At 53.2% G+C, this 13483-nt stretch carries 11 protein-coding genes and 1 tRNA gene; 1 reads left to right on the top strand and 11 read right to left on the bottom strand.

Features of this window, described 5'->3' with window-relative positions; genetic code table 11:
• Window positions 1-213: 213 nt before the first annotated feature.
• The 7 genes from J1G18_RS13405 to J1G18_RS13375 all read right to left on the bottom strand — a co-directional run bounded on the left by J1G18_RS13405 (window position 214) and on the right by J1G18_RS13375 (window position 6221).
• On the bottom strand, window positions 214-864 hold the full coding sequence (locus J1G18_RS13405) for a hypothetical protein (protein WP_223007835.1): 651 nt from the start codon (window positions 862-864) through the stop codon (window positions 214-216).
• A complete protein-coding gene (locus J1G18_RS13400; RefSeq protein WP_223007834.1) occupies window positions 861-1739 on the bottom strand; it encodes a hypothetical protein in 879 nt (292 codons plus the stop codon). Before J1G18_RS13400 ends, J1G18_RS13405 begins: the two co-directional genes overlap by 4 nt.
• Window positions 1740-2053: 314 nt before the next feature.
• Window positions 2054-3124: a PIN domain-containing protein gene (locus tag J1G18_RS13395; protein ID WP_223007833.1), complete on the bottom strand. Its 1071-nt coding sequence runs from the start codon at window positions 3122-3124 to the stop codon at window positions 2054-2056.
• An 81-nt stretch (window positions 3125-3205) separates the two neighbouring features.
• Window positions 3206-4279, bottom strand: coding sequence for an SMEK domain-containing protein (locus J1G18_RS13390; RefSeq protein ID WP_223007832.1), 1074 nt, complete (start codon window positions 4277-4279; stop codon window positions 3206-3208).
• Between the two features lie 234 nt (window positions 4280-4513).
• Window positions 4514-5506, bottom strand: a complete 993-nt coding sequence (locus J1G18_RS13385) for a hypothetical protein (protein WP_223007831.1) — start codon at window positions 5504-5506, stop codon at window positions 4514-4516.
• Window positions 5503-5862, bottom strand: coding sequence for a nucleotide pyrophosphohydrolase (locus J1G18_RS13380; RefSeq protein ID WP_223007830.1), 360 nt, complete (start codon window positions 5860-5862; stop codon window positions 5503-5505). The genes J1G18_RS13385 and J1G18_RS13380 overlap by 4 nt, the downstream gene beginning before the upstream one ends.
• Window positions 5863-6144: 282 nt before the next feature.
• A tRNA-Val gene (locus J1G18_RS13375) sits at window positions 6145-6221 on the bottom strand.
• 183 nt (window positions 6222-6404) lie between these two features.
• On the opposite strand from J1G18_RS13375, the gene J1G18_RS13370 reads away from it, so the two are divergent.
• Window positions 6405-7688 (top strand): NAD(P)/FAD-dependent oxidoreductase, encoded by a 1284-nt coding sequence (locus J1G18_RS13370; protein WP_134786865.1) that lies wholly within the window; start codon window positions 6405-6407, stop codon window positions 7686-7688.
• 147 nt (window positions 7689-7835) lie between these two features.
• Here J1G18_RS13370 and J1G18_RS13365 read toward each other — a convergent pair whose 3' ends face one another.
• Genes J1G18_RS13365 through J1G18_RS13350 form a run of 4 tightly spaced genes read right to left on the bottom strand, consistent with a single transcriptional unit; the run spans window position 7836 to window position 13410 of the window.
• The gene (locus J1G18_RS13365; RefSeq protein WP_223007829.1) at window positions 7836-8807 is read right to left on the bottom strand and encodes an XdhC family protein; all 972 of its coding nucleotides are present in this window, start codon (window positions 8805-8807) and stop codon (window positions 7836-7838) included.
• Between the two features lies 1 nt (window position 8808).
• A complete protein-coding gene (locus J1G18_RS13360; protein WP_210558991.1) occupies window positions 8809-10044 on the bottom strand; it encodes a c-type cytochrome in 1236 nt (411 codons plus the stop codon).
• Between the two features lie 2 nt (window positions 10045-10046).
• Window positions 10047-10586 carry a (2Fe-2S)-binding protein gene (locus tag J1G18_RS13355; RefSeq protein WP_003226408.1) on the bottom strand — a complete coding sequence of 180 codons (540 nt, stop codon included), beginning with the start codon at window positions 10584-10586 and terminating at the stop codon, window positions 10047-10049.
• Window positions 10579-13410, bottom strand: coding sequence for a xanthine dehydrogenase family protein molybdopterin-binding subunit (locus J1G18_RS13350; RefSeq protein ID WP_223007828.1), 2832 nt, complete (start codon window positions 13408-13410; stop codon window positions 10579-10581). Before J1G18_RS13350 ends, J1G18_RS13355 begins: the two co-directional genes overlap by 8 nt.
• Window positions 13411-13483: the final 73 nt, after the last annotated feature.

Raw genomic sequence — 13483 nt, 5'->3', positions numbered from 1 at the left:
ATATTTACGCCGGCCATCGGTTTTTTCTAGAAGTCGGGGTATTAAGCTGGTCAGAGCCATAGACAAATATTTCCATCACCACGGATTTTAATGCGGTGAATATACGAATTCGACTTGGAACCGCGTTTTTTTAAACTATGAGGAGGGGACTAAAATCACACAACCCAACTAAAAAACCTCACGCAAACTAAGGAGATTATTACGGAGCATTTATTAACCAATTCCTGATTGACCAGAAAGCATCCCACCACCCACCCTCACAGCCAATTGTTTATAATAATAAATCCCTTTAATATATTCATTAAGAACATAAGGAACCATTCGCCAGCAAAAAAACGGCCATAACAAAGATATGAGCACAACAACGTAACCTACCCTACCCAAAGCGAAAAACATTAGACCGCAGCCAACCCAAAAAGTAAAAATCTCTAAGAGAGATTTATGTCTAAGTATTTTTTTCTCAGCCAGTTCAGCCTTCGCCCTTGCTAACTGAAGCTCCTCACTAGCGGTCTCCAGAGGCACAGTACGAACTGCACTTTCCACCGCATCTATCAACACAAGCACACGTGCCTGCTGCAATTCCGACTTCAGGATTTTTATAACAATGATCTTCGACACCACAGGGACAGCATAGAATGCCATAACGAGGGTCACCACAAATCTCCACAGCGGCGCCTTGGTGATAATGCCAATTAGTGCACCACCGAAGTCCGCCGCACCCTCCAACCAAAACTCACTCAAAATCACGCGATAAAATTCGTCCGCCCCCAAGAGCATCGCGAATATAAAGCAGCATATCCGCCAGTGCGTTACGTAGCGGGACGCAACATCATAGACTGAGTCAAAAAACTTATCGACAATCATCGTGTCGGCAAAATATCAATAAACACAAGATCACCCCGTACTGGATCGAATGTTTCATGCACTGATATAGGGGCAGCCCAAATCGCAACATCCTTGTTACTTAAGTTATGAGCATGCAGCTTGAGAGCATCATCGTAATCCTGAATCATTAACTTATTCTCCTGCCCAGTAACCCGACTCCAAAATTTCGCTGCATACTTGAACGCCGACGTTGCTCCTTGCTGCTCAAGCCCTGTAATCTGCCCTATATAGACAGCGGGATTCTCCAGTCGTTTCGTTGCAACGACTTTGGAAAATCGTGCAGCCCTCATCGGATCAAACAAATAACTACCATAACCTTTTTGCGAATCGACATCCAACTTAAGAAGCGCACCGGGAGTCGTCCTGACTATTGCTAAAGCCTGATTTATATCTTTAAGTACGGCAGTCCGAGCATATGCTAACTTTCGCCCCCCCTCCACCGCAATCAAATCGTCTTGTGTAATTGGTTCAGCGTTATCATGCAAAACTAGGCCCTTGCATGCTTCCAAGTCACTTTGCAGAATCTTGCTATGTGACACTACCTCCTTGGCCGACCTCTCATATGATTCCGCCAAAAAAGCATTGTAGAGCTCAGGTATCTTAGCTGCCAGATCACTTACAAAAGGAATTCTTAGTGAGCCCTCCTCAAGCTCATTTATGTAAATATCAGCATAACCTTGAAGCTCTTTTGGTAGCGAAGTGAACTTCCTAACTTCGCCCTTACGCTCAAAGTAAACAATTTTATCAATTGAACGCTGTATATGAGGAAGAGTGTAAGCAAGCGTACGTAACGAAACGCTATGATTAGGCGCGAGAACCCCATCAAAGGTGAGAGTTATTTGATTCTGCATCACTGCGATTATCCATCCATGATCCGTTTGGGGGAAATCATAGATCAAATTCGATCTGAATGCACTACAGGGTAAAACTGACCCTCACCTCCAAAAAACCTTATACCTTCTCTGCCTATAGAAAGACCTTCACAAGGTCATTGATAAGCCATTGGCATGCAGTGAGGGAGATAAGCCTAGCACACTGGCGAAAACCGCTGCTGGCGATGTAACTACGCCCAGAATCGCTTATAAAGGCTCAATCTGCACCTATAACGAACCGAGTCAAAGGAATCTAGATGAGCCGACCATTGCAGTCGGCTTTTTGCTTAGGCGAGTTACATTCTTGGGTCTTCGTAAGGATACTCTTCTACGTCGAACTCAATCCCTTTATTCAAGCCAATAATGGATAGGTTAAATTCCTCATTGATAAATTCGCCCTCATCAGATTCGAAAGCAAGCTCAATTACAACGGAGAAGTTATGCTCTTCCTCCTCTACTCGCTCCAGCGAATCAAAAACGTGAAGTATGTCATCTTCTTTATCGTAGTAGCTATTGGCAGTATCCGGACCAGATACCTCGACTTTGAATTTCACAACTACGTCAAAATTTATTAGGCAGCTTTCAGTATCCAAGTGGGTAATTTGTGGTTCGAAATCTTCAATTTCTACAACCTCAAAATGATCAACCTCTGCGTCCTCCCAAGTCGACGAGTTATATACATCGGCGTCATTCAGAAGCGATCTGATCTCTTCTCTGATTTCATCATTTTTATCCTGCAGGAACTTCTCAACAAATTTAGACCGTGCATCGATATGCTTGTAACATATATCGAGCATAGCGCTTAGTGTGTCGACACTGATAAATTGGTCATTCCCTTGGCAAAACGCTCGATGATCTGGGTCTGAAGAAATAACGTAGACTTTCTCACCTCGCTGCAGAGCTGACCGGATGGCGAGCAGGGAGAAGGCGTCTCTGAATTCGGTTTGCTTCTTGGCTCCAAACGGCCTGATCTGCTTGAAGAACATATCAAGAATCTCGTTTGGGTTTACCTTGCTCATGTCTACAATTTTAGCATTCGAAGATTCTAGAAAACCTTGGAAATCGTCATAACCTTTTTTCTTCAAATCATCTTCTGTCAAATCAGGAAAAATCTTGCCAGCCAGCTCATCGTCATTGCGAAGGAATCCCGCTCGTTTTTTGAAGTTCTCTAGATTTTTCAGACCTTCCTTGATAGATTCGAGAATCTTCTTTTTGACTTCCTGCTCTACCACTGTGCTTGTGATGTGGACCAATTCAACTTTCTGGCATAGTTCTTCAAATGACTTGAAGGTTTGTGACTCAAAATCCATTTCAGCTTTGACGTAAAATTCTGTGTCGATGAAGACATTTTTGGTCGCGAGTGGCATGTGTAAAACCCTAAATCTGTGAGTATTACGAATTCTTTACCAAGCGGTTCGGCGGTGCCGTCACGAGAGTAATTATTTCATTCAAAGGGCTACGCATTTAAAATCAAGACTCACAATCATTTCCCTCACTAGGTCCTCATCATATTTAGCTATTTTTCTAATCTCCTCAAAAATATTGAGATCAAGCTTTGTCATTCTCTTCAAACATATAGCGGGAAAACCGCCCTCATCGTCAATTTCGAAGTGCCAATCATAATCGAAGTATTGCCCTTCAAGAGACTCCAATGCTTCCTTATCTTCTTTGAAATCAAAAACGGATCTTTTCTTTCGGTAATATAGCCAGTCATGATGTTTAGGGCGCAATTCAGACTTCATTACCAGCCGGTGCAAAGTCAACCTCTGCTGAACGTCTAATCCTTCGAGCATTTCGACGAATTCCGTAAAATCACGAACATACGTTTTTATTTCGTCTTTGTTTTCTTTGGGATCGTAACCCGATTGATCAATGAGCCGCTGCATGGAGAGAAAATTACTTTTTGCAGGGGCTTTAATGACATAACTACGCGAGCCAGAAGGTGGTGCATATTCCAGCATTGCCAGACTGTGTATCTTATTAATCTTGTACTCATCATGAATTCTACTGATTTGAAAATCCAAGTCAGTTATCGACATGATAGATACAGTCGTGTTTTTCATTTGATTTGACAGAGATTCTGGAACTTTACACACAGGCTGATCAGTCAAAATAAGAAAGACAAGATTATCGTACTCATTGAACATATCATTGCTAACAAAGGTATCGATTGTAGATTTTATTTTTGTCGTTCTATTCGTGGATGTAATCTGATAGCAAATACGATTCCCCAAATCTCTCAGATCAATCGCCGGAAACGTACTAATTTTCTCATTGGTGGTTCTGAGGTCATACCCATGATAGGCATTCAGCACCTGTTTGAAAAATCGCTCCATATCATCATTAATATCGGTGCGACCTTTTTTATTTTGAAATTTAACGTGAGTAGCAATCTCAATGAATTTACGTTCTATTTCATCCAGCTTCTTTTGCGTATGAGTAGTCATCCCTATCACCCTACAACTTGGTTTCTTCAAGGATACACCAACAATCCATAAAGGCACAACGCCATCAATAGACAAAAAAACCTTCTTGCGGAGGCTCTTAGGTGTTTCCGAAGCCTACTTCCTTTTTCCTAAATTTTTGCAACTGGAATTTTTTTGATAGCCAAGCTAATAGAAGGCTTGTTTTTCTAGTAAATTTTACAACCTTTCATTACGCCAATGCTGTATTTCGGATGTAGGGCTATCTGAGTCTATTACTTATCTATTTTGGCACTAATATAAAAAATACATGCGTATGTTACGACCACATGGTTAAATTTCAAGTAGCTCCAAAGCTTCAGCGGGTTCGAACCCATGCGTATCTCTGTGCCATTGGAAGTACTTCTTCGTTCTCTGGCTCCAAGCAGGTACGCAATTACCCAATACACCATCAATGTAACTCGATATTGCAGCAGACGCTTCGAGTGATGGATGTCTAACAACCACCCCATTATTTACCGAAATGTATCCGAACTCAAAAAGAGAGTCACAGCCCATACGGCACATAGGGGCTGCGATATTTTCGATATCCAGTTTTTCCTTTCTGTCGCAAGACGCCCGTTTTTTGATGTGCGCTGCAACCAGCATGTTGCGAGGGTATTCGTTTAAGCAGATGCAGCATGTACCAGCGGCCAAGCCTTTAAAGAGGTGTTTCACGATGAAGCGGTGCTCGTTTCTAGTCGGTCTCGTAGCAATACCATCTGTTTCCATCTGGAGACTGATTTCAATGCGAGCCTCTTCGAGACTTATAAGCTCATCGGCAAGTTCGCCAAGTAGCTGCTCGTAGCGATCAAAAATCGCTGCACTGTCGGCCTCAGAGAAGCGATTGAAAGACATACGAGGCTGGCTTTCGGTGCAGAGCAAGATGTCAGAATATGGAATAGACACATGGCGGACATCCGAAACGAAGTAAATATTCTCCCAAGTAGTGCCCACACTGTCGTTTTTAAAGCCCCACAGATGAAGAGCAAGGCGCCGATTACGGGTGCGATGAGTAAACCTTGACGCAACTGTAACCATTCCTTTGACATTGAAGATGACTACGTCGTTTGGAGCCATTCTCAGCCAAGCTGCTTCGGTTTTACTGGGCGATAGACCCCAGATATACAGCTTGCCCGAAGGATTCTCTGCTCGCAGTATCGCACTAAGCACAGGATCAAGAAGGTGCACGATATCGTCAAGAAAGATGGGGTTGAGTATGGTGTTCTGAAGGTTTTGCCTCGCAACTGGATCGGAGCAAGGTTGGTACACAACTGCGGCAGTCATTTCTCTCTCCTTGAGTACTTCACAGCATTGCCCTTGGACTTATCAACGGGATACTTCTCTGCATTCAGCTTGATTTTGGCTTGAGCCGCCGCTGCAACGTCGATATGTAGCTTATCTCCCAGTCTCAAAAGGTAAAGCAGAACATCGGCCATCTCTTCTTCAACGGCTTTTACTGTCTCATCGGCGAGCACGGCACGCTCACTCTGTTCAGCAGTGAGCCATTGAAAGAGCTCTGTAAGCTCCCCCACCTCGCCGGACAATGCCATCACTAGATTTTTGGGGGAATGGAACTGATCCCAGTCCCTCTCGATAGCAAACGCAGCCAGTTCGGACTGCAGTTGTTTCAGTACGTCCATTCCGATTCCTGCACCGTGATCATGATAGCGTGGACGCTAACGACTCTAGCAAAACCTGTCCAGCCACCAACACATGACACGCTCACCAAGAACACTCGACTACATTACCCTCCTGGGAAATGGAAACGAATCGCAGCTCAGGACAGACTCTGTGGGCGTTCACATTGCTCGGTGTGAACGAAGCCTATATTTTGTGAACGTTCTGCATGAAATCGTAGACAACAAAAAAGGGCCCACCTTTCGGTGAGCCCTTCTAGACCGCCCAGCAGAGCGGATTTTGTTTGGTAGGCGCGATTGGACTCGAACCAACGACCCCCACCATGTCAAGGTGGTGCTCTAACCAACTGAGCTACGTGCCTGCTGTGAGGCGGCATTCTACGGAATTCCGGAGGGGTGTCAACACCTTTTTTTCACCTAACCCTATGAATATGCAAAATATTTAATTTCGGGCCAGTAGAGAAGATTTTTCCGGTGGCTGGCGGAGGTTTTTCAACTCGGGTAGGATCGACGCACTCGTAAAATATATTAAACAGAGGCGCAGGATGGCGAACACCCCTTACCCAGAGTCTTATTACGCTGCGTCGGCCAATGCCGTACCGCCACGTCCGGCCTTGCAGGATGATGTGGAGACGGATGTCTGTGTGATCGGCGCCGGGTATACCGGGCTGTCCTCGGCGTTGTTTCTGTTGGAGAACGGTTTTCGCGTGACGGTGCTGGAAGCAGCCAAGGTCGGCTTCGGTGCATCGGGGCGTAATGGCGGGCAGATCGTCAACAGCTATAGCCGTGACATCGACGTCATCGAGCGCACCGTTGGCCCGAAGCAGGCGCAACTGCTCGGGCAGATGGCCTTCGAAGGCGGACGGATCATTCGGGAGCGCGTGGCCAAGTACAACATCCAGTGCGACCTGAAGGACGGCGGCGTGTTCGCCGCCCTCTCCGCCAAGCAGATGGGTCACCTGGAGTCGCAGAAGCGCCTGTGGGAGCGCTTTGGCCACACGCAACTGGAACTGCTCGATCAGCGCCGCATTCGCGAAGTGGTGGCGTGCGATCAATACGTCGGCGGCATGCTCGACATGAGCGGGGGCCACATTCATCCGCTGAACCTGGCGCTCGGTGAAGCTGCCGCGGTCGAGTCCCTCGGCGGCACCATCTATGAGCAATCGCCAGCCGTGCGCATCGAGCGTGGTGCCAACCCGGTAGTGCACACGCCGCAAGGCAAGGTCAGGGCCAAGTTCATCATCGTTGCCGGCAACGCCTATCTCGGCAATCTGGTACCGGAACTGGCGGCGAAATCGATGCCGTGCGGCACCCAGGTAATCACCACCGAACCGCTGGGCGATGAGCTGGCGAAATCTCTTCTGCCACAGGATTACTGCGTCGAAGACTGCAACTATCTGCTCGACTACTACCGACTGACCGGCGACAAGCGTCTGATCTTCGGCGGCGGCGTGGTTTACGGTGCGCGGGATCCAGCGAACATCGAAGCGATCATCCGCCCGAAAATGCTCAAGGCGTTCCCGCAACTGAAAGACGTGAAGATCGACTACGCCTGGACCGGCAATTTCCTGCTGACCCTGTCGCGCCTGCCGCAGGTTGGGCGCCTGGGCGACAACATCTACTATTCGCAAGGCTGCAGCGGCCACGGCGTGACTTACACGCATCTAGCCGGCAAAGTACTGGCCGAGGCGTTGCGCGGTCAGGCCGAGCGTTTTGATGCGTTTGCCGATCTGCCGCATTACCCGTTCCCCGGCGGGCAGTTGCTGCGCACGCCGTTTGCGGCATTGGGTGCGTGGTATTACGGGTTGCGTGACAAGCTGGGCTTCTGATCAGTTTTCTTGACTGGCAAACAACTGTGGCGAGGGAGCTTGCTCCCGCCGGGTCGCGCAGCGGCCCCTCTTTTATTTAGAAAGAAGGCCTGCTGCGCAGTCCAGCGGGAGCAAGCTCCCTCGCCACAAATATTTGCAGAATTCAGATCAGAGCTGGTCTCGGGCAATTCCGCTACGAATCCGCAAGATATCCGCCAGCACCGCCAAAGCGATCTCCGCCGGTGTTTTGCTGCCCAGGTTCAGGCCGATCGGCGCATGAATCCGCGCCAGCTCGACCTCCCCCAGCCCACCAATCCTGCGCAGGCGCTCGAAGCGTTTCTGCGAAGTCTGCTGCGAGCCCATGACGCCAATGTAAAACGCCTCGGTGCGCACCGCTTCCATCATCGCCAGATCGTCGATGCGCGGATCATGGGTCAGCGCCACCACCGCGGTATCGCGATGACAGCCGCCATCGGCGATGAACACCGAAGGCAGTTGCCGACGAATCTCCACGCCGTTGAGCACCACGCCTTCGAGCACTTCATCGCGCGGATCGCAGAGAATCACTTCGAAACCCAGACCCACCGCGAACTCGGCACAGGCCTGCGCCACGCTGGAGTAACCCGCCAGCAGCAAGCGCTGAGCGGCACCAATGCGAATCCGCACCCGATCGATCTCGCGCTCGATGCGCGCACCCTGCTCGCGATCAGTGAACAGACTGCGCGCACCGCTGGCCAGATCGACCTCGCGAATCAAACGGCGCTGGCCGAGCAATGCCGATTCGAGTTCACTCAGATGCGCCTGCACCTCGCAGTCGGCGTCAAATTTCTCTACCAGTACGTCGAGAATGCCGCCACAGGGCAGGCTGACCCGCGAGCGCGGATCATCACCTTCGCCGTAACGCACCACGTTGACCGCATCGAGAAACGCACCTTCAGCGACGCGCTCGAGAAAGTCTTCCTCAACACAGCCACCGGACAGCGAGCCGATCCACTGGCCTCTATCGTTCACCGCCAGCAGCGAACCCGGTGCACGCGGCGCCGAGCCGTAAGTGGTCAGCACCGTGCAGAGCCAAATGCGCTGCCCCGCTACCGACCACTCCAGTGCCCGCCGCACAACCTGTAGATCGAGATGCTGCATGTCAGTGCGCCTTGTGCTCGACGGCCGGAGCGTCAGCCTGCAGTTTCTGCACGTCGCTCACCGCCAGTTCAGCCGATTGACCGCCCCAGCCTTGACGCAGGTAGTTCAGCAGATCAGTCAGTTGCTCAGGTTTGAGCTTGTCGGCGAAACCCGGCATCGGTTGCATGTGTTCGAACCCGGCGAATTTCTGCTCACCGATACCGTCCTCGATCACCCGCACCAGGTTGCGCGGATCTTCCAGGCGCAGCGTGGTATTGCCGCGCATGGCCACGGCGATGTGCGGTTTGCCTTCACCACCGGCGGCATGACAACCGGCGCAGACGTTCAAATATTCCTGACGGCCGCGTTGCGCACTCGGGCTGAGTTTGTCCAGCGACACTTCAGTCAGCTCTTTCGCCGCTGGCGGCTTGTCGCCAAGCAGGAACGTCGCCATCGCCGCCAGATCCTGATCGTTCAGACCCTGAGTGCTGTTGTGGAACACCGGGAACATCTCGTTGAACATCGTGCCCTGGGCGCTCATGCCGTGCTTGAGGAACGTGCTCAGATCCTGCTGATTCCAGCCGCGCGCCGCCAGATCGGTGGCGAGCAGGCTCGGTGCCAGATACCCGTTGAGGATGCCGCCAGTCAGGCGCTTGTCCAGTTGCATCGCGCCCGGCAGGCCGCGTGGCGTGTGGCATTCGCCGCAGTGACCGAGCACTTCGACCATGTACTGGCCGCGCTTCCAGGCTGCGCTTTTGCCTTCGGCAGATTCCAGCTTCAAGGCCTTGCCGTACAGCATGTTCCAGCCGATCAGGCCCGGACGCACGTTGAACGGAAAGCTCAGACTCGTGACCGGCGCGGCGCGCTCGATCGGCTCGATGGTTTTCAGATACGCGTGAATCGCATCCGAGTCTTCCCGCGGGACCAGGTGATACGAGGTGTACGGCATCGCCGGATACAGATTCGCCCCGTCGCGACGCTTGCCTTCGGTCAGCGCAGCGAAGAATTCGTCATCGCTGTACAAGCCGATGCCGTGCTCTTTGCTCGGGGTGATGTTGGTGCCGTAGATCGTGCCGAATGGCGAGACGATCGGCAGCCCGCCGGCAAACGGCGCGCCGCCAGGCGCGGTGTGGCACGCCATGCAGTCGGCGGCGCGAGCAAGATATTCGCCGCGCTTGACCTGATCATCAGCGTGAGCAAACAACACCGGCGCAGCCAGCCCGACCGCCAGGGTCAGGCGGGTCAATAGATGCTTCATGCTCAACCCTCCTTGACCAGGCCGAGATCGGTCAGCACGTTGCGCGTAGCGTTGTAGTAACGCACGTACCCGGTGCAACGGCAGATGTGGTGGCCGAGGCTGTCCTCGATGACTTTTTCCAGTTGGCTTTTGACGATCGGCTGGCGCTGCAGCTTCTCCACCAGCACCGTCGCGGCGTTGACGAAGCCCGGCGCGCAGTAGCTGCACTGGAAGGCGAATTCGTCGACGAAACGCTGCTGGATCGGGTTCAGCTCAGTGACTTGGCCACTCTCATCACGCTTGGCATGACTTTCGATGGTGCGGACTTTCTTGCCTTCGAAGTAATGCGCGCCGGTGATGCAGGTGCGCACTTCTTCACTGGTGCCGTCCGGGTTGTCGACGATCACCACGCAGGCGTGGCAGATACCCTGGCCGCAGCCCAGGCGCGAACCGGTGAGGTTCTTGTATTCGTGCAGATAGTCGATCATCGGCAGGTCATCAGGGATGTCCACCGGACCGACGGATTGACCATTGAGGGTCAGTTGAAGCGGACGGTTAGCCATTGAGGGCCTCCTTGATGCGCGCAGCAGTGATTGGCAGATCGCGAACACGTTTACCGATGGCATGCGCCACGGCGTTACCGATGGCACCGACCACCGGGATCATCACCACTTCGGCGATGCCTTTGGACGGATCGCTAGGCGACAGCGGCGGCAGAATCTCCGCAGTCTGCTTCCACACCGCCACGTGACGGGCCATCGGCAGGCGATAACGGTTGAAGTTCCAGTCACCCTCCCCCGGCCCGCCTTCGTACAGCGGCATCTCTTCCATCAGCGCGTGACCGATGCCCATGGCGATCCCGCCTTCGAGCTGGCCCTTGACCAGTTCTTCGACCAGCACACGACCGCACTCGACCCACGAATGGTGGTTGAGCACTTCGACTTCCGCCGAGCCTTTATTGACCTTCAGCTCGACCAACGTGGCCACCGGGCTGTAGTAAGTCACCGCAGCGTTGTTCAACTGGACCACCGGGTAGTTGATGTTCTGGCGATCCAGCAGGTGGAAACCCGCCGTGCTCATCAACGCTTTCTTCGCCTTCGGCGCGCCATCACCGTACTTCACTGCGAGACCGTCGAGCGGCAGACGCTCGCGCACGCCGTCGATGCTGTATTCGGCCTCGGCCCAGCTCCAGCGGTTGAACGCGTGAACGGTGGCGCCGGTGACCAGACCACGTTCGTGAGCGCGTTTGGCCAGCTCTTCGAAGCTCAATGGCTGCATGCCATTGGCAGTGAGCTTGCCGTCGACCCAATGCGCATCTTCACGACGCACCACGTAAGGGTGGGCTTGACCGCCGTAAGGGCCCTGACGCCAGATTTCCATGGCCGCCGGCCACAAACCGTTGTTGAACAGCACGCGCGCCGCTTCACGGGTGGCGTGACTGAAGTAGTAGGCCGAGTTGGTCGCGGACGACGCCGAGGCCAGCTTGCCGACCCAACGCGGGTTGCGCAGCAGGTTGTCCTGTTCGGCCTGGCTCATGATGTAAGGGTTGCCGCTGGTGATCAGCTGCATTTCCTTCCATTCGGTTTCGCCGGTCTTCACGTCGTGCGCCGGGCTGCCAAGGAAATCGGCCACCACCAGCGCCTGCGAAGTGGACATGCCAGTGCCGATTTCAATACCGATGTGACGCAGGGTGATGCGACCTTCAGCAGTGAATTCGATGCTGGCCATCGGCGCTTCGGAGCCAGTGCCGAAGTCTTTCTGGCAAATCGCGAAACCCACGCCGTACCAGTTGTCCGGGTCGGCGGCTTCGCGCTGTTTCTTGATCGCGTCGCGGTTTTTCCAGACTTCGTGCACCGAGGCCTTGTCGAGAATCTCGTGCAGGCGCAGGGCACCGGCCGGAATCGCGCCCTGGGTGTTTTTCATGCCCGAACGCAGGGCGTTCTTGCGACGCAGATCAATCGCGTCGACACCGAGGCGATTGGCGATTTCGTCGACCATCATTTCGGTCGAGGCCATGCTTTGCAGGGTGCCGTAACCGCGCATCGAACCCGCTTCAACCCCACGCGAGTGGTAAGCGGTGACCTGCAGATCGTTCTGCGGCATGTAGTAGATCGACTGGGCTGCCGTGGCACCGACTGCCGCTACCGACGGGCTGTAGTTGATACGGCCACCACCGTCGACGCTCATCTCGGCACGGAAAATCTTGAAGCTGTAGTCGTTCTTGTCCACTGCGAGCTGATAGCGGATATCGAACGGGTGACGCTTGATGCCGCTCTGGAACTGCTCATAGCGGTCGTTGGCCAGACGGATCGGTACACCGGCGCCGTACAGCGCAGCGAGGGCCGCGTAGTAGACGAAGATGTTGTGGTCTTTGGAACCGTAGCCCACGGTGTAACCCGGGTGCATGTTCAGGTTTGCCAGGCCGAAGCGCGATGGCGCGATCATTTTCGCGGTCTCGGTCGCCGCTTCCAGCGGGCACTGAGTCGCGACCACGAAGTGCAGGGTCTTGGTTTTCGGGTCGTACCAGCCGTTGCCGTTGTCCGGCTCCATGGCGGCCGGTTCGATCGACGGGGTTTTGTAGCGCTCGTCGAACACCAGCCAGTTGTCCGGCGGCGTATCGATCTCTTTTTTCATGCGGTCGGCGTAGAACAGGCCGCGCTCGGTCAGGTTGCCGTGCAGGTTCGGCTGGGAATTCCACACCGGACGCCGGTTTTTCAGCATCGGGAACAGAATCGAGTCTTTCAGGCTGGCGAATTCGTCTTCGTCGGCCGAGGTCGCGCCGCCCACGCGCACGTAGCGGAAGCTGCCATAAGGGTCGCCTTCGTAGTACGGCACTTGTGCACCGTAACGAATCGCCTTGTCATTGAATTTGAGTTTGTTCTTGGCCTGACGGAAACGCTCGAAATCGTTCCAGATCAGGATCGCCACCGGGTGGCCGATGAACATCGGCACTTTGCCTTCCGGCAGCAAAGGGTCTGGCGCGTGTTCTTCAGGGAACACGATGCCGTCCTTGTCCAGATCGGCCGCTGTGACAATGCGGTCAGGTTGCAGGTCGGCACCCAGCCACGACAGGTCGTAGCCTTCGTAGATTCGGTCGGCCTTGATGGTTTTCAGCAACATGGCGTGGCCTTGCTGTTCAGGCCAGCCCGGCATGTCCTTGGAGCGAATGTCGCGGGCAAATACTTTGTTGCCGCAGACCTTGGACAGGGCGTCGTTACGTTGGCGTGCCTTGCCGTTGTTGCCGAGCCACTTCTCGGACGGCACGGTGACGCTGTTTTCCATCAAGGCAGCCAGCGCCTGACTGCTGAGCGGCGTGAGCGTGACGCTCACACCCGCCACCAGCCCGCCCTGGAGGAACGAGCGCCGGGATATATCACGGTTGGACATGGATCATCCTCTGGGCGGTTATGTGTCCGCCCTTCTGGTTATCTACTGGGAATCTCGAGTCTTGCAGAAGCCC

Source organism: Pseudomonas sp. MIS38 (assembly GCF_019891575.1).
Lineage (GTDB): Bacteria > Pseudomonadota > Gammaproteobacteria > Pseudomonadales > Pseudomonadaceae > Aquipseudomonas > Aquipseudomonas putida_A.
This window is presented reverse-complemented; position numbering and strand designations above follow the sequence as displayed.